This is a genomic window from Pseudomonas sp. F007 (assembly GCF_057814275.1).
Genome location: NZ_JBVATA010000002.1, coordinates 172,267 through 188,806 on the forward strand (window position 1 = coordinate 172,267; position 16,540 = coordinate 188,806).

At 60.1% G+C, this 16,540-nt stretch carries 15 protein-coding genes; 7 read left to right on the forward strand and 8 right to left on the reverse strand.

What is annotated here, in order from left to right; translation table 11 throughout:
* Window positions 1-94: 94 nt before the first annotated feature.
* From ACZYR5_RS04990 to uvrD, 3 genes are all read right to left on the reverse strand, one after another.
* Complete coding sequence (locus tag ACZYR5_RS04990) at window positions 95-970, reverse strand: Tim44 domain-containing protein (RefSeq protein ID WP_489088910.1); 876 nt, start codon at window positions 968-970, stop codon at window positions 95-97.
* A gap of 178 nt (window positions 971-1,148) precedes the next feature.
* A complete protein-coding gene (locus tag ACZYR5_RS04995) occupies window positions 1,149-1,589 on the reverse strand; it encodes an EamA family transporter (RefSeq protein WP_489088909.1) in 441 nt (146 codons plus the stop codon).
* A gap of 34 nt (window positions 1,590-1,623) precedes the next feature.
* On the reverse strand, window positions 1,624-3,804 hold the full coding sequence (gene uvrD / locus ACZYR5_RS05000) for a DNA helicase II (RefSeq protein WP_489088908.1): 2,181 nt from the start codon (window positions 3,802-3,804) through the stop codon (window positions 1,624-1,626).
* 262 nt (window positions 3,805-4,066) lie between these two features.
* Here uvrD and ACZYR5_RS05005 point away from each other — a divergent pair, with 262 nt between their 5' ends.
* Complete coding sequence (locus tag ACZYR5_RS05005) at window positions 4,067-6,934, forward strand: putative bifunctional diguanylate cyclase/phosphodiesterase (RefSeq protein WP_489088907.1); 2,868 nt, start codon at window positions 4,067-4,069, stop codon at window positions 6,932-6,934.
* A gap of 54 nt (window positions 6,935-6,988) precedes the next feature.
* Here the strand turns inward: ACZYR5_RS05005 and ACZYR5_RS05010 are convergent, their stop codons facing one another.
* On the reverse strand, window positions 6,989-7,303 hold the full coding sequence (locus ACZYR5_RS05010; protein ID WP_489088906.1) for a hypothetical protein: 315 nt from the start codon (window positions 7,301-7,303) through the stop codon (window positions 6,989-6,991).
* 124 nt (window positions 7,304-7,427) lie between these two features.
* Window positions 7,428-7,742, reverse strand: coding sequence for a hypothetical protein (locus ACZYR5_RS05015; RefSeq protein WP_489088905.1), 315 nt, complete (start codon window positions 7,740-7,742; stop codon window positions 7,428-7,430).
* 295 nt (window positions 7,743-8,037) lie between these two features.
* Between ACZYR5_RS05015 and hexR the strand changes: the two genes are divergently transcribed.
* Both hexR and ACZYR5_RS05025 read left to right on the forward strand, forming a co-directional pair.
* Entirely contained in the window at window positions 8,038-8,904 is an 867-nt protein-coding gene (gene hexR, locus ACZYR5_RS05020; protein WP_007896526.1) for a transcriptional regulator HexR, read from the forward strand.
* A gap of 98 nt (window positions 8,905-9,002) precedes the next feature.
* On the forward strand, window positions 9,003-9,215 hold the full coding sequence (locus tag ACZYR5_RS05025) for a PA3496 family putative envelope integrity protein (protein ID WP_489088904.1): 213 nt from the start codon (window positions 9,003-9,005) through the stop codon (window positions 9,213-9,215).
* Here ACZYR5_RS05025 and ACZYR5_RS05030 read toward each other — a convergent pair.
* Window positions 9,157-10,119, reverse strand: a complete 963-nt coding sequence (locus ACZYR5_RS05030) for a LysR family transcriptional regulator (protein ID WP_489088903.1) — start codon at window positions 10,117-10,119, stop codon at window positions 9,157-9,159. The two genes, ACZYR5_RS05025 and ACZYR5_RS05030, sit on opposite strands and share 59 nt — an antisense overlap.
* A 192-nt stretch (window positions 10,120-10,311) precedes the next feature.
* Here ACZYR5_RS05030 and ACZYR5_RS05035 point away from each other — a divergent pair, with 192 nt between their 5' ends.
* The 4 genes from ACZYR5_RS05035 to ACZYR5_RS05050 all read left to right on the forward strand — a co-directional run bounded on the left by ACZYR5_RS05035 (window position 10,312) and on the right by ACZYR5_RS05050 (window position 15,398).
* Window positions 10,312-11,727: an acetyl-CoA carboxylase biotin carboxylase subunit gene (locus ACZYR5_RS05035; RefSeq protein ID WP_489088902.1), complete on the forward strand. Its 1,416-nt coding sequence runs from the start codon at window positions 10,312-10,314 to the stop codon at window positions 11,725-11,727.
* Between the two features lie 11 nt (window positions 11,728-11,738).
* On the forward strand, window positions 11,739-13,544 hold the full coding sequence (oadA, locus tag ACZYR5_RS05040; RefSeq protein WP_489088901.1) for a sodium-extruding oxaloacetate decarboxylase subunit alpha: 1,806 nt from the start codon (window positions 11,739-11,741) through the stop codon (window positions 13,542-13,544).
* A 238-nt stretch (window positions 13,545-13,782) separates the two neighbouring features.
* The gene (locus tag ACZYR5_RS05045; protein ID WP_489088900.1) at window positions 13,783-15,108 is read left to right on the forward strand and encodes a type II toxin-antitoxin system HipA family toxin; all 1,326 of its coding nucleotides are present in this window, start codon (window positions 13,783-13,785) and stop codon (window positions 15,106-15,108) included.
* Window positions 15,105-15,398 carry a helix-turn-helix domain-containing protein gene (locus tag ACZYR5_RS05050; protein WP_489088899.1) on the forward strand — a complete coding sequence of 98 codons (294 nt, stop codon included), beginning with the start codon at window positions 15,105-15,107 and terminating at the stop codon, window positions 15,396-15,398. Before ACZYR5_RS05045 ends, ACZYR5_RS05050 begins: the two co-directional genes overlap by 4 nt.
* 4 nt (window positions 15,399-15,402) lie before the next feature.
* Here ACZYR5_RS05050 and ACZYR5_RS05055 read toward each other — a convergent pair whose 3' ends face one another.
* The gene (locus tag ACZYR5_RS05055; RefSeq protein ID WP_489088898.1) at window positions 15,403-16,074 is read right to left on the reverse strand and encodes a GNAT family N-acetyltransferase; all 672 of its coding nucleotides are present in this window, start codon (window positions 16,072-16,074) and stop codon (window positions 15,403-15,405) included.
* A 17-nt stretch (window positions 16,075-16,091) separates the two neighbouring features.
* Window positions 16,092-16,538: a GNAT family N-acetyltransferase gene (locus ACZYR5_RS05060; protein WP_489088897.1), complete on the reverse strand. Its 447-nt coding sequence runs from the start codon at window positions 16,536-16,538 to the stop codon at window positions 16,092-16,094.
* Between the last annotated feature and the right edge of the window lie 2 nt (window positions 16,539-16,540).

Here is a 16,540-nt window from a genome sequence, read left to right on the forward strand (position 1 = left end):
GGTTTATACAGTAGCTTGCTATAGATGCAACCGCGAAATAGAAAACCCCAGCCGAGGCTGGGGTTTTTTTTACTGCATGCGAAACCGCGAGGTATCAGCCGTTCTGGCGGATACCGGCGACCAGCCAAGGCTGGTTCTCGCCTTGCGGACGTTCCATGTTCCAGCTTTCGCTGAACACTTCGCCCTGGTCGAAACGCGAGGTCTTCGACACGCCGCTGAAGGTCAGGGTGGCGATGGTCTTGTCTGCGCGATCGTCCACGCCGTCCAGTTGCACGGTCAGGTTGTCGATGTAGGTCGACTGGAAGCCGTCACCCAGGTCGGCACGTTCGCGCTTGAGGAACTCCAGCAGTTGTGGGGTCACGAACTCGGCGATCTTGTCCATTTCGTTGGCGTCCCAGTGCTGTTGCAGGGACTGGAAGTGGTTGCGCGCGGCTTCGATGAAACGTTGCTCATTGAACCAGGCCGGCGCGTTGATTACCGGACGAGCGGCAGCCGGTGCAGCCGAGCCACCGAAGATCGAGCCCATGGCAGGCTTCGGCTCGAAGGCCTCACGCTGCATGGGTGCGTGACCGGCCGGTGCCAGTTGCTCCTGTTGCTTGCGGCGACGCGAAGCGATGAAGCGGAAGATCACGAAGGCGATGACCGCCATGATCAGCATGTCGAAGATCTGCATGCCCTGGAAGCCGTCGCCCATGAACATGGAGGCCAGCAGGCCACCGGCAGCAATACCGGCCAGAGGGCCGAGCCAGCGCGAAGCACCGCCGGCCTTGGCGGCAGCGCCAGCGGCACCGGCAGCACCGGCGGTCGCAGCGGCGCCGCCCATGCCTGGAGAGGAAGGAGCCATTTGGCTGGTCTGGTGCGACGGCGCAGCGCCGGAGCTTTTGCCGCCACCAAAGCGCTTGGCGTTGGCGTCCAGGCTCATCGTCAGGCCGATGCACAACGCCATGGCGATGCTAAGAAAACGTTTCATAAAGGGAATTCCCATTTGTGGATGGCACGCGCGCCATGTTGCACAGGTGAAGTGTTACTGGCTAGCAACAGAGTGTTTCGGGCTTTTGCCTGACAGGCTGCGTTCAGCTCAGTTGGTTCGTGTAAGGCTATGTACTTTTGTCTGTAGGACGCGCCGATTGGTTCAGTGGGAAAGTCGCCTAGCGTCGCAGTGCCAACACCACCACGCCTGCCGTGATCAGGCCGATTCCGCCCCATTGCCGCAGGTCGAGTTTCTCCCCCAGCAGGATTACGCCGAGCACTGCCACCAGCACCACGCTGAGCTTGTCCACCGGTGCGACCAGTGAAGCCGGGCCGAGTTTGAGTGCGCGGAAGTAGCATATCCACGAGGCGCCGGTCGCCAGCCCCGACAGCAGCAGGAACAGGTAGCTTTTGCCGGAGATCGACCCCAGGGATTGATATTGGCCTGTTGCGTACAAAATCAAGGCCAGGCTCACCAGGACCACGACCGTGCGCAGCAGCGTCGCGAAGTCGGAGTTGACGTTTTCGATGCCGACCTTGGCGAAAATCGCCGTCAGGGCGGCGAACACCGCTGACATCAGGGCCCAGAATGTCCAGGAGGAAAAGAAACCCGAGCCCATGTCGATGATGTCCGTGGTCCGTTCAAGTGCTGGTTTAGATGGCCTCAAGCTTGGCGTAGCCGAGCATCAGCCACTTGCTGCCTTCGCTGAAGTTCACTTGTACGCGCGCCTGTGCACCGGAGCCTTCGAAGTTGAGGATCACCCCTTCGCCGAAGACGGCATGTTGCACTTGCTGGCCCAGGCTGAAAGCGGTTTCCGGGATTTCCGCGCCGGCGAACATGCTGCTGGTGCTCTGCTTCTGGCCGCCGAAAGGTCGACTGACACTGTTGGACAGACGCACTTCCTGGATCAGGCCCTTCGGCACCTCGCGAACGAAACGCGACACCTTGTTGTAGGTTTCGCTGCCGTACAGGCGTCGAGTTTCAGCATAGGTCATCACCAGGTTCTGCATGGCGCGGGTGATGCCGACATACGCCAGGCGACGTTCCTCTTCAAGGCGGCCGGGCTCTTCCAGGCTCATCTTGTGCGGAAACAGGCCTTCTTCCATGCCCACCAGGAACACGTAGGGGAATTCCAGGCCCTTGGCGCTGTGCAAGGTCATCAGTTGGATGCTGTCTTCGTGCTCGTCGGCCTGGGTGTCACCGGCTTCCAGGGAGGCATGGCCGAGAAATGCGGCCAGCGGCGTCAGGTCCTCGTCTTCTTCGCTGTTTTCGAAGTTGCGCGCGGCGCTGACCAGCTCTTCAAGGTTTTCTACCCGTGCCTGGCCTTTTTCGCCTTTTTCCGCCTCGTGGTAGGCGATCAGGCCGGACTGCTCGATGACCGTCTGGGTCATCAGGTGAAGGGGCATCTCGGCGGTTTTTGCCGCCAGGTTCTCGATCAACTCGATGAACGCGCCCAGGGCACCGGCGGCACGACCTGTCAGGCCTTTATTGGCGACCAGTTGGCGCATGGCTTCCCACATCGACACATCACTGTGGCGGGCGTGGTCGCGAATTGCCTCGACGGTTTTTTCGCCAATGCCGCGAGCTGGCACGTTGATCACCCGCTCGAGTGCCGCGTCATTGCCGCGACCTTCAAGCAAGCGCAGGTAGGCCATGGCGTTCTTGATTTCAGCACGTTCGAAGAAGCGCTGACCGCCATAGATGCGATACGGAATGCGCTCGCGCAGCAGGGCTTCTTCCAATACCCGCGATTGGGCGTTGGAGCGGTACAGAATCGCGATATCGCTGCGAGCCATGCCGGTTTTCAGCGCACTTTCGATGGTTTCAACCACATAACGCGCTTCATCGTGTTCGTTGAACGCCGCGTAAAGGTTGATGGCTTCGCCGTCACCACCGTCGGTCCACAGCTCTTTGCCCAGGCGCCCGGTGTTGTTGGCGATCAAGGCGTTCGCCGCCTTGAGGATCCCGGCGGTGGAACGGTAGTTCTGTTCCAGGCGAATCACTTCGGCGTCGGGGAAGTCGGCGGAATACTGATGGATGTTTTCGATTTTTGCGCCGCGCCAGCCGTAGATCGACTGGTCGTCATCACCCACCACCATCAGGCTGTCGCCGCCCTTGGCCAACAGGCGCAACCAGGCGTACTGCACGGCGTTGGTGTCCTGGAACTCGTCCACCAGCACATGGCGGAAGCGTTTCTGGTAGTGCGCCAGCAGGCCCGGGTGGTCGCGCCACAGATCGAGTGCGCGCAACAGCAGTTCGGAGAAGTCGATGACGCCGGCGCGCAGGCACGCGGCCTCATAGGCTTCGTAGATGCTGCGCATGGTGCCCAGGAACAGGTCGCCGCTGGCCTGGATGTGCTGCGGACGCAGGCCTTCGTCTTTCTGGCCATTGATGAACCACTGGGCCTGGCGAGCGGGCCAGCGCTGTTCGTCCAGGCCCAGCTCGCGGATCACCCGCTTGACCAGGCGTTGCTGGTCGTCGCTGTCGAGAATCTGGAAGGTCTGGCTCAGGCCGGCTTCCTGCCAGTGTGCCCGCAACAGGCGGTGCGCCAGGCCGTGGAAGGTGCCCACCCACATGCCGGCCGGGTTGATACCCATCAACTGCTCGATGCGATGACGCATCTCGGCAGCGGCCTTGTTGGTGAAGGTCACCGACAGGATGGAGTGGGGCGAGGCGTTTTCGACCTGGATCAACCAGGCGATACGGTGCACCAGCACTCGGGTTTTACCGGAGCCAGCACCGGCCAGGACCAACTGACGACCGACGGAGGCCGCTACGGCCTGCCGTTGAGCATCGTTGAGGGAGTTCAGCAAAAGGGAGAGATCATCGCGCATCGGGGCATTCTAGGGTGCCGCGTCAAACCGGGCAAACCGAGCTTTGCATAAACCGATGAAAGAATTGCCCTGGGCGACCGGCCAGTCATTTGTCGCCAGCCCTGACAGGCTGTGCCCCTGCGGTTTTCAGTGGGTTCTGCAGCCCATCGGGTAGCGGGATTTTTATGCGCTACAACAGTTTGGTCAGGGCAATTGCTTGTGTATGCTCCGATGATATTTCGGGCCAGCGAGCCCACCTCTTATAAGAACAAGAACCTTGCCTATGACCCTCAGCTCCGGCCTGTCGGGCTCCTTTGTGGAACCGCAGGTTATCCGCAAGCAATACGCCATGGAGATGGCCGTCGAGCGCACGCGTCTGCTTTACCAGGGGTCGCTGCTGCCGACCCTGTTCATGTTGCTCAACGGCCTGGTCTGCGCCGGCCTGCTCTGGAGCCCGCCACGTTATTGGTTGGTCAGCGCCTGGCTGGTATGGCTGCTGTTGCTGGTGGCATTGCGCGTGATCCAGGTCGCAGCCTTCGATTCGGCGATTCCCAGCCGTCAGGCCCAACCGATCTGGCGGCGCATGTTTCTGCTGGGCTCGGCCATCAGTGGCTTGACCCTGGCGGCGGCCGGCATTGCCCTTGCGCCCACCGACAGTTTCCTGCAGCAGGCCTGGGTGTTCGGGTTGATCGGCGCCGCCACGCTTTCGGCCAGCGTCGCCTATGCGGTGAGTTTGCCAGCCTTCCTGTCGTTCACCTTGCCCTGTCTGCTGCCGGCCATCGGCTACCTGTTCTGGGGGGGTGACGGGCACCAGCAGGGTTGGGGCTGGCTCGGGCTGATCCTGTTGGGATCCTTGAGTGTGGTGGCCTGGCAGGTCAATCGCCTGATCCATGGGCGCTTGCTGCGGCGCTTTCAGAATCAGGCACTGATCGAGCATTTGCAGCAGGCGCAAAGTGACAGCGACCAGCTCAATCAGGCACTGGCACGGGAAGTCGAGCAACGCCGGCAGGCCGAAGAGCAACTGCGTGCGGCACAGGTGGAGCTGCAACATCGCGTGGCCCAGCGCAGCCTCGAACTGGACGCGGCCAACCAGGCCTTGAGCAAAAGTGAAGCGCGCCTGGCCCTGGCGCTCAAGGCCAGTGAGCTGGGCCTGTGGGACTGGAACCTGCAAACCGACGAAGTGCATCACACCCAGTTAAAGGAGCTGCTGGGCATCGAGCCGGCGCTGGTCACCGGGATGCCCAGCCATCTGCGCCCGCGCCTGCACCCCGAAGACTTGCCGCCACTGCGCCGGGCGTTGGTGGAGCATTTGAAAGGGCGCAGCGAGGATTACCAGATCGAATACCGGGTGCGCCATGGCGATGGGCATTGGGTGTGGATCGAGGACCGCGGGCGCGCGGTGCAACGCAGCCCGGCAGGGCGGGTGCTGCGCATGGTCGGCACACGTCGCGACATCAGCGCCAGCAAGGATCTTGAAGAACAGCGCCAGCTGGCGGCGACGGTGTTTGAAGCGGCCAGCGAAGGCATCGTGATTCTCGACCCGGATTACCGGCTGATTGCCGTCAACCAGGCGTTCAGCCGGGTCACCGGTTATCAGGCGCAGGAGTTGCTGGGGCGTGATGTGGTCGAGCTACCTTGCAGTCGTGACGCACGTCGGCACTACCCGTCGATCCAGAAGGCCCTCGAGCACTCCGGCCACTGGCAGGGTGAACTGGTTGAGGCGCGCAAGAACGGCGAGCTGTATCCGCAATGGCTGCAGCTGAGTGTGGTGCGCGATACTCGGGGAAATGTCAGTCATATCGTGGGCTTCTTCGCCGATCTTTCCGCCCGTCGCGCAGCCGAAGAGCGCATGCGCTACCTGACGCACTATGACGACCTGACGGGCCTGGCCAATCGCTCCTTGTTCCGCGAGCGTCTGCACGAGGCCCATCAGCGCGTGCAGTCGGGGGGACGTAGCCTGGCATTGCTGCATATCAATCTCGACCGCTTCAAATTACTCAACGACAGCCTCGGCCATGACGTCGCCGACCAACTGCTGCAAAAAATCGCCCGGCGCCTGGTCAATGCGCTGCCGGAAGCCGACACCATTGCTCGCCTGTCCAGCGATGAATTCGCGGTGCTGTTCGATGCCTACGGCAGTTTGTCGAGTCTGGCGCGGGTGGCGACGCGGTTGGCGAACAAGCTGCGTGTACCCTTGACCATTGAAGGCCATGAGCTGGTGGTGAGCGCGTCGATGGGCATCAGCATGCTGCCGGATAACGCGCGGCAGATTTCGACGCTGGTCAGCCAGTCGAACATGGCCATGCAGCACGCCAAACATCTGGGCGGCAACAACTTCCAGTTTTACACCGACAGCCTCCAGGCCAGTACCCTAGAGCGGTTGCAGTTGGAGAACCAACTGCGCAAGGCGATCGAGGAACAGCAACTCAACGTCTACTACCAGCCCAAGCTGTGCCTGGCGACAGGTCGCTTGAATGCCGCGGAGGCGCTGGTGCGCTGGGATCACCCAACGATGGGACGAGTGCCGCCGGGGGAGTTCATTGGCCTGGCGGAGGAAACCGGGCTGATCGGCGCGATTGGCGAATTCGTGCTGCGCCAGGCTTGCCGACAAGCCTGTGAGTGGCAGCGCCAGGGGCTGGAGCCGATCCGGGTGTCGGTCAATCTGTCGGTGCATCAACTGCGACAGGGCAAGTTGGTCAGTCTGGTGCGTCAGGTCCTCGAGGAAACCGGCCTGGCCCCACACTATCTGGAGTTGGAGCTGACCGAGAGTCAGTTGCTCGACAGCGTTGAACACATCATCACCACTTTCCGCCAATTGCGAGATCTGGGGGTGAAGTTGGCTATCGACGATTTTGGTACCGGTTACTCGTCGCTGAGCTACCTCAAGCGCATCCCGGTGGACTACGTGAAGATTGACCAGGCGTTTATTCGCGGCCTGGGGGAAAGCAGCGAAGATGCGGCAATTACCCGGGCTATCATCGCAATGGCCCATGGATTGTCGCTGAAAGTGGTGGCCGAAGGTGTTGAACGTCAGGAACAACTTGAGTTCCTGGAAGGTTGCCGTTGCGACGAGGTGCAGGGTTATCTGATCAGTCGACCAGTAAATGCTCAGCACTTGGCGGCTTTACTGCGAGCTCAGGCTAATGATTGATCATGTGAAGGACACTTGACTGCTATTGCCGATAGCCGCCAAGTGTCCGCGAACTCAGCAGACTTTAATTATATTTTCGACGCGGTGCAGAAGTTTGCCTTCATAGTAGATATCTACACTGGAGGCATTGATGCCTTGGGCGTTATATTGGACGGGCTTTTCAGTGACAACTGTCAATGCGCCTCCCGCACTGAGCTCTACAGTAAGATCGAGCCTAATGTTGGGGGAGCGATCTTGATGAACGCTTAGAATCAGTCTTGGGATGTAGCCAGAGTCCGGAAAGACGATAACGCCGCTGACGCTGAACGTTGAGGGGGCGACGGGCATGCCTTCAATACTGGCTACCCAGTCTTTGGTTGTAAAATTCATCTTGTGATACTCCTTGGGTATTAGTTATTGCGTCCTGCTTGATGAATATCATCTGGACCGTTGGGTTGTGATGTTGCTAAAGCGCCAACGCCCGAAATAGGGGCGCTGGGATATATTCAGATGGTTATTGGGTAATTAAAACTTCATCGATATATTGCAATAATTGGCCGTTGTAGAAAATGCCAACGTTACTGACGGGGTAGTCCCCCGTCACTTTATACTCAACGAACTTATCGGTTAAAACTTGCACGTTAATCCCGTTGTTGTCTTCCAGCACCAGTTCCAGCGGCAGAAAAGGGGTGTCTTGGACCTGGCTCGGCACCAGCTTGGGGGTGATGCCGGGATGGGCAACGGTGACCGTGCCGTACACGCGAAATGTCGGACCCGTACCGGGCATGCGGTCAATTTGTGCGGTCCAGTTTTTGCTTTGAATCGTCATGGGTAGAACTCCTTGAAGTAGGTGTAATTGCTTCCTGCTTCCTGAAGTTATCCGGGATGGCCGGGTGTTTGCGGTATTTACTTATCGCTGATGCAGGACGCCGGGTTTCCAACGTCGGGGGCAGTGAGCCGCCCGCTGACGGCGCGGTGACCCGGCCAACCGTGCTACATGGGTTGATCGCACCTGAAATCGAGGGATCCAGTTACGCATTGAGCAGGCAAAAAGCCGATTCTTGTAGTATAACTACAAGCGTACTACCTCCCCGGCGCCAGCCCCTACCGACGAGTCCTGCCCTTTGAACCTGTTGCAACATATCGCCCAGTCTCGCCACCTGTTACGCAAATCGGAGCTCAAGGTTGCCGATCACGTGCTGCTTGACCCCGCGGCCGTGATGCACAGTTCCATGGCCGATCTTGCCCACAGCGTTGGCATCAGCGAACCGACTATCGTGCGCTTCTGTCGCGCCATCGGTTGTTCCGGTTTCCAGGACTTGAAGTTGAAGCTGGCCCAGAGCCTGGCCGCCGGCGCGAGCTTCGGGCAGTTCGCCATTCATGAAGACGACTCGGTCGCCGATTACAGCCTGAAAATTTTCGACACCACCCTGCACACGCTGATGGAGGTTCGCGAGAAGCTCGATCCGGTGGAGCTGCAGCGGGCTGTATCCCTGATGTCCCAGGCCCAGCGTGTCGAGTTCTACGGTTTTGGTGCCTCTGGCGCCGTGGCGGCGGATGCCCAGCATAAATTCTTCCGTTTGCTGCTGACGGCCGCAGCCTATTCCGACCCGCATATGCAGGCGATGTCGGCGGTGACGCTCAAGCCCAGCGACGTGGCGATCTGTATCTCCCAGTCGGGTCGCTCCAAGGACTTGCTGATCACCGCCAACCTGGTGCGTGAAAGCGGCGCGTCCCTGATCACTCTGTGTCCGAGCCAAACACCCTTGGCTGAGCTGTCGACGGTCAATCTGGCAATCGATGTGCATGAAGACACTGAAATCTACACCCCCTTGACCTCGCGGATCGCCCACCTGGTGGTGATCGATGTGCTGGCAATGGGCGTAGCCATGGCCCGCGGCCCGAGCCTGGTCAACCACCTCAAGAGCGTCAAACGCAGCCTTCGCAGCCTGCGCTTGTCGCCCAAATCGGTGAAAGCACTGGATGATTGAGCCCGGTTAACATTCATCTGTCTGTAACCACCGCGCCGCCAAACCGTCATCCTCGAGCCCTATCGTGAAACTCCCGTACTCGCCTTGGGAGACTCGAAATGGTTCAGCCCTACGAAGAACGCAACAGCGCTGTCAAAACCCGCCGTCAGCAGGAAGACCAGCGCCGCATGGCCTTTCGCCGGGCGATTGAAGATCGTTGCGAACAGCGGCAACTTCTCGCTGAAATCGGTGATTTTCCCGACAGTCTTGAACTCAACTACTGGCAGGCGGCATCGGCAACTTCCCGGCGAAGCGCTCAACCAGCGCGCTGATCTGCACCCGTTCGCTGCGGATAAAGCCCAGAAACGCATGCGCTACCGGTGACAGCCGTTTGGCCTTGGCCTGCACCAGGCACCAACTGCGAAACAATGGCAGCTCTTCGACGGGCAGCTCTTTGAGTCCGCCAGTCGCCAACTCCAGGTTCAGGGCGTGCCGCGTCAACAGCGCCACGCCCAGACCCGCCGCCACGCATTCACGCTGCGCTTCGGCCGACGAGACCTCCTGGGTCTGGTTGAAGTGCACGCGCTTTTCCTTGAAATACTCTTCGCAGGCCAGCCGCGTGCCCGAACCGGGCTCGCGCAGCAGCAAGGTATAAGGCTCCAGATCCTGCAGACGCAATGGCCCCATGTGGCACAGCGGGTGATCCGGTGGGGCTACGGCGACAATCGGGTTATTGAGGAAGGGCAGGAACTCCAGGCCCATGTCCTGGGGCACCATGGACATGATCACCAGGTCATCGCGGTTATCGGAAAGGCGGCGGATCACCTGTCCACGGTTGACCACCGTCAGTTGCAGATTGACTTCCGGGTGCTGGCGCTTGAAGGCGGCGAACAGGTGGGGGACGAAGTATTTGGCGCTGGATTCCACCGCCAGTTTCAGTTGTCCCTGCAGCGATCCTTGCATGTCGGACAGCTGCATATCGAGGTTTTCCAGGCGGCCGAAAATGTCTCGACTGGCTCGCTGTAACGCTTCAGCGGCCTCGGTCATGTAGAGCTTTTTGCCGACATAATCGAACAAAGGTTGACCAATCAGCTCTTCAAGCTGACGAATTTGTAGGCTGACGGCCGGCTGAGTGAGAGACATTTCTTCAGCTGCGCGACTGTAGGAACGCAAATCGCAGACCTCGTTAAAGATCTGAAGCTGACGTAATGTCATACGCATCAATGACTTACGCATCTGATAGAGGCTCCGGCCGGTAGTCGATGGTTTAACTATAAGTCTTTACTTATGGCTAACCCAATTATTATTGATTTTTGTTAATTCCTTGAGCGAGATAGTGTGGCCCTGCGACTGATTTGAAACATTTAGTCACGCGCCGACCCCAGTCTAGCGGGTCGTGGGTAGCAACCGGCTCAAGGGAAACTCCAAGTGATAACAAAGATCCTGATCGCCAACCGTGGTGAGATTGCCGTACGAATCGTACGTGCCTGCGCCGAGATGGGCATTCGCTCGGTCGCGATCTATTCCGATGCCGATCGCCATGCCTTGCACGTCAAGCGTGCCGACGAGGCCCACAGCATTGGTGCCGAGCCCCTGGCCGGTTACCTGAACCCGCGCAAGCTGGTGAACCTGGCGGTGGAAACCGGTTGTGATGCGCTGCACCCTGGCTACGGCTTCCTGTCGGAGAACGCCGAACTGGCGGATATCTGCGCCGAGCGTGGCATCAAATTCATCGGCCCGGCGGCGGAAGTCATTCGCCGCATGGGCGACAAGACCGAAGCGCGCCGCAGCATGATCAAGGCCGGCGTGCCAGTGACCCCGGGCACCGAAGGCAACGTCTCGGGCATCGAGGAAGCGTTGGCCGAGGGCGATCGCATCGGTTACCCGGTGATGCTCAAGGCCACTTCCGGTGGTGGCGGCCGCGGTATCCGTCGCTGCAACAGCCGTGAAGAACTCGAACAGAACTTCCCGCGGGTCATTTCCGAGGCCACCAAGGCCTTCGGTTCGGCGGAAGTGTTCCTGGAAAAGTGCATCGTCAATCCCAAGCACATCGAAGCGCAGATCCTCGGCGACAGCTTTGGCAACGTGGTGCACCTGTTCGAGCGTGACTGCTCGATCCAGCGCCGCAACCAGAAGCTCATCGAGATCGCTCCGAGCCCGCAACTGACGCCTGAGCAGCGCGCCTACATCGGCGACCTGTCGGTACGTGCGGCCAAGGCCGTGGGATACGAGAACGCCGGTACCGTGGAGTTCCTGCTCGCCGAGGGCGAGGTGTACTTCATGGAGATGAACACTCGGGTGCAGGTGGAACACACCATCACCGAGGAAATCACCGGGATCGACATCGTCCGTGAGCAGATTCGCATTGCGTCCGGCCTGCCACTGTCGGTGAAACAGGAAGACATCCAGCACCGCGGTTTCGCCCTGCAGTTCCGGATCAACGCCGAAGACCCGAAAAACAACTTCCTGCCCAGCTTCGGCAAGATCACCCGTTACTACGCACCCGGCGGTCCCGGCGTACGTACCGACACAGCGATCTACACCGGCTACACCATTCCACCGTTCTACGACTCGATGTGTCTGAAACTGGTGGTCTGGGCGTTGACCTGGGAAGAAGCGATGGACCGTGGCCTGCGCGCGCTGGATGACATGCGCCTGCAAGGGGTCAAGACCACCGCCGCGTACTACCAGGAAATCCTGCGTAACCCGGAATTCCGTAGCGGCCAGTTCAATACCAGCTTCGTCGAAAGCCACCCTGAACTGACCAACTACTCGATCAAGCGCAAACCCGAAGAGCTGGCCCTGGCCATCGCCGCCGCCATCGCCGCCCACGCAGGCCTGTGAGGAATATAACAATGTCCAAGATCCACGTTACCGACACCATCCTGCGCGACGCCCACCAGTCGCTGCTCGCCACCCGCATGCGCACCGAAGACATGCTGCCGATCTGCGACAAGCTCGACAAAGTCGGCTACTGGTCGCTGGAATGCTGGGGCGGCGCGACCTTCGACGCCTGCGTGCGCTTCCTCAAGGAAGACCCGTGGGAGCGTCTGCGCAAACTGCGCGCGGCACTGCCCAACACCCGCCTGCAAATGCTCCTGCGTGGCCAGAACCTGCTGGGCTACCGTCACTACAGCGACGACGTGGTCAAGGCGTTCGTGGCCAAGGCGGCGGTCAACGGTATCGACGTGTTCCGCATCTTCGACGCGATGAACGACGTGCGTAACCTGCGTGTGGCCATCGAAGCCGTGAAAGCCGCTGGCAAGCATGCCCAGGGCACCATTGCCTACACCACCAGCCCGGTGCACACCATCGAGGCGTTCGTGAACCAGGCCAAGCAGATGGAAGCCATGGGTTGCGACTCGGTGGCGATCAAGGACATGGCCGGCCTGCTGACCCCGTACGCCACGGGCGAGCTGGTCAAGGCACTGAAGAGCGAGCAATCGCTGCCGGTGTTCATCCACTCCCACGACACCGCCGGCCTGGCCGCGATGTGCCAACTCAAGGCAATCGAAAACGGTGCCGATCACATCGACACCGCGATCTCCAGCTTCGCCTCGGGCACGAGCCACCCGGGCACCGAATCGATGGTCGCCGCCCTTAAAGGCAGTGAGTTCGACACCGGCCTCGACCTGGAATTGCTGCAAGAGATCGGTTTGTACTTCTACGCCGTGCGCAAGAAGTACCACCAGTTCGAAAGCGAATTCACCGCCGTCGACACCCGCGTGCAAGTCAACCAGGTACCGGGCGGGATGATTTCCAACCTGGCCAACCAGTTGAAAGAGCAGGGCGCCTTGAACCGCATGAGCGAAGTGCTGGCGGAGATTCCGCGGGTGCGTCACGACCTCGGCTACCCACCGCTGGTGACCCCGACTTCGCAGATCGTCGGCACCCAGGCGTTCTTCAACGTGCTGGCAGGCGAGCGCTACAAGACCATCACCAACGAAGTGAAGCTGTACCTGCAAGGCGGTTACGGCAAGGCGCCGGGCCAGGTCGACGAAAACCTGCGTCGCCAGGCCATCGGCAACGAAGAAGTGATCGACGTGCGTCCAGCCGACCTGCTGAAGCCGGAGATGACCAAGCTGCGTAACGACATCGGCGCGCTGGCCAAGTCCGAAGAAGACGTGCTGACCTACGCGATGTTCCCGGACATCGGGCGCAAGTTCCTCGAAGAGCGCGAAGCCGGCACCCTGGTTCCGGAAGTGCTGCTGCCGATTCCTGAAGCAGGTCGCGTGGCTTCGGCCGGCGGCGAAGGCGTGCCGACCGAGTTCGTCATCGACGTGCACGGCGAAACCTACCGCGTCGACATCACCGGTGTGGGCGTCAAGGCCGAAGGCAAGCGTCACTTCTACCTGTCCATCGACGGCATGCCGGAAGAAGTGGTGTTCGAACCGCTCAACGAATTCGTCGGCGGCGGCAGCAGCAAGCGCAAGCAGGCCACTGCACCGGGTCACGTCAGCACCACCATGCCGGGCAACATCGTCGACGTGCTGGTCAAGGAAGGCGACACGGTCAAAGCCGGCCAGGCCGTACTGATCACCGAAGCGATGAAGATGGAAACCGAAGTGCAATCGGCCATCGCCGGCAAGGTCGCCGCGATTCACGTGGCCAAGGGCGACCGCGTCAATCCGGGCGAAATCCTGATCGAGATCGAAGGCTGATCAAACGCCTTCATCTGCAACGTTTTACCTCGGGGGAGCACATGCTCCCCTTTTTTTGTCTGCGGTTTGTCAGGACTCGTTTAGCCAAATGCATTTTGATGCATTCCGCCAGTCAGGATGGCCTGTTATCTGCATTTTAATGCGGGTTGCAGTACTGCTTATCCCTGTTAGATGCACTATATTGCATCATTAGCGGCTTTTTGATGGTTAGAAGTGCATTAAAGTGCAGGAGCAAACGATGCTGACATTGACGCTGCAGATTTATAACGCCGGAAAATGGCAGGACGCCATGACCGTGACGTTCGATGAACCAGAACGAGGCTTCGATAGCCATTGCAGCTTCGGTTACGAAACCGGTTATCTGGTCGAGCGCATTGAAGACATCTCCAGCCCCTTCGCAGGTGCCGTGAGCGCCACCGCTCCGATTGCCTGGGAGGGACAGCGCACCGCGGCGGCTCCAGCTTTTTTGCACGACATTGCGCCCGCGGGGGCGGCCAAACGATTTCTCATGAGCCGCATGGGGCGCGACAAGCCGGAAGGGATCAGTGCCGATCTTTTTCTGTTGGCGCGAAGCACACCGGCCCCGGTGGGTAACCTGCGCATCAGGGAATCACTGGAGACGCTGGGCAACCGTCCGGCTATAGGCTTTCAGCGAGCCGAAGTCATTGCGCGGGACAATCGCTTTCTCGAGTACGCCTACGAACAAGGCGCCGCCATTGGTGGCGCGACGGGCGCGGGCGGTGAAGCGCCGAAGTTGCTGTTGACCGAAAACCGCGAAGGCCTGCTGTATCCGGATGCGGTACTGGATGACTGCGCAGTGACGCAGCACTGGTTCGTCAAGTTCGCCCGCAACCAGGGTAACCAATCCGATAAAGACATCCTCAGAAGCGAGTTTCACTACTACAAGGCCCTGCAAGCGCTGGGTATCGATAGCGTGGCGACGGCAGGGTTGGCGTTGGAGGAAGCGACGAAACCCAGTCTCTGGATGCAGCGCTTTGATCGACGAGTGACGCCGCAGGGGATCGAGCGCCTGGCGGTTGAGTCGATCTATTCGCTGGCCGGTGTCACGACGCCCGGGAGTGCGATGAATCACCTCGACGTGATCCGGCTGCTGGCCGGTCTTTGGCAGTCCGCCGGCCAAACGGCGCAAGTCGAGGATCTGGTGCTGGATTACCTGCGTCGTGACCTGCTCAACAAGATACTCGGCAATTCCGATAACCACGGCCGCAACACTGCAATCATTCGCCATACCGATTCATTTGAACTGGCACCCATCTACGATCTGGCACCCATGGTGATGGACGATGAAGGCATCACCCGCACCACCAAGTGGTCACGGGAGCTGGAGATAGCAGGGGATGTGGATTGGCGTGGCGTGTGCGATGCACTGGCGGGGATCGTCGATTCGTCAGTGATCTTTGAGCGGTTGCGCGAGGAGGCAGGACGTTTGCGGGCGCTCCCGGACCTATTGGTCGATAGCGGTTTGCCGGAAGTGACGATGAATCATCCGCGCATTGCGCTTCGGCATCTTGAGCAACGTTTAAACGAGTGGGGTTTGCAATGAGCATGAGCGTGGCAGAGCGGACGCTGCTGATTGAAAGTATTCAGCAAGGCCTGGCCGAGGACAGCTTGACCCTCGGTGATGCCGTGCGCCGCCTGCGGGTCGAGGTTACCGGGCTGCACCAGAGTCAGTTCGCCAGGATGTGCAAAATTTCGGTGCGCACCCTGGTCCACATCGAGCACGGGGAAGGCAATCAGACGCTGAAGTCGCTTAACGCGGTGTTGCGCCCATTTGGCATGCAAATGGGCGTGGTGAAGATTCGCCGGACGATCAATCAGGCGTCACCCGTCTGATCCATCAGCCGCGGCACTCTGCCAGTGTCTTCACCTGGCCGGTCGCGGTCTGATTGTCATCTGCCAACCACCGCTCGAATCCCGCGCCGATCGTTGGCCATTCTCCATCGAGGATCGAATACCAGGCGGTATCGCGGTTCTGCCCCTTGACCACCATGTGCTGGCGGAACACGCCTTCGAAGCTGAAGCCCAGGCGCTCGGCCGCGTATTTGGAGCGGGCGTTGCCGTTGTTGCACTTCCATTCCAGGCGACGGTAGCCGAGCTCGAAGGAGTGTTTGGCCAGCAAGTAAACCGCCTCGGTGCTTTTCGGCGAACGCTGCATCGGCGCGCCGAAGGTGACGTGGCCGATTTCGATGCGGCCCTGGGCCGGGACGATCGACATCAGGCTGAGGATGCCCTGTATATCGCCACTGGCACGGTCGATCACGGTGAAGAAATACGGGTCGCTGTGGGCGGCGTGGTTGTTCAGCCAGTCATTGAAAACGCTGCGCTCGGTGAAGGGGCCGTAGGGCAGGTAATCCCAGAGTTTCGGGTCGGCGCCGGGGCCCTGAAATGCGTTGAAAAGGCCTTCGGCATGGCGCGCCGGGTCGAGTTTTTCGAGGCGAATGAAGCGTCCTTCGATCAATTGCACCGACGGCGGCGGGACGCCTTTCCAGTCTGCGAGTGAAATCGTCATGTGTTTCTCCTGGCCTCTCAAAGGGTTTTGCGAAATTGGATGAAACCGGGGCGTTCTGCAATGCGCTCGTAGAGCTGGATCGCGGTCGCGTTGGTTTCGTGGGTCAGCCAGTGCACTTTGCAGCAACCGTCGGCCTTGGCGGTACTGTAGACGAACTCGATCAATTGGCGGCCGACGCCGGTGCCGCGCGTTTCGGGCACGACCAGCAGGTCTTGCAGGTAGCAGGAGTTTTCGATGCTCCAGTTCGAGCGATGGTAGATGAAATGCACCATGCCGACGGCTTTGTCGTTGGCCCAGGCGAGCGCCGCGTGGGTCGGTTCGCTGGGGTCGAGCAGGCGTTGCCAGGTGCTGTCGCTGACCGCGTCCGGCAGTTCGCTGTTGTAGAAGCGCAGGTAGGCTTGCCACAGCGGCAGCCAGGCGGCGTGGTCGGCGGCGGTGACGCGGCGAATCTCGATCTGACTCATGT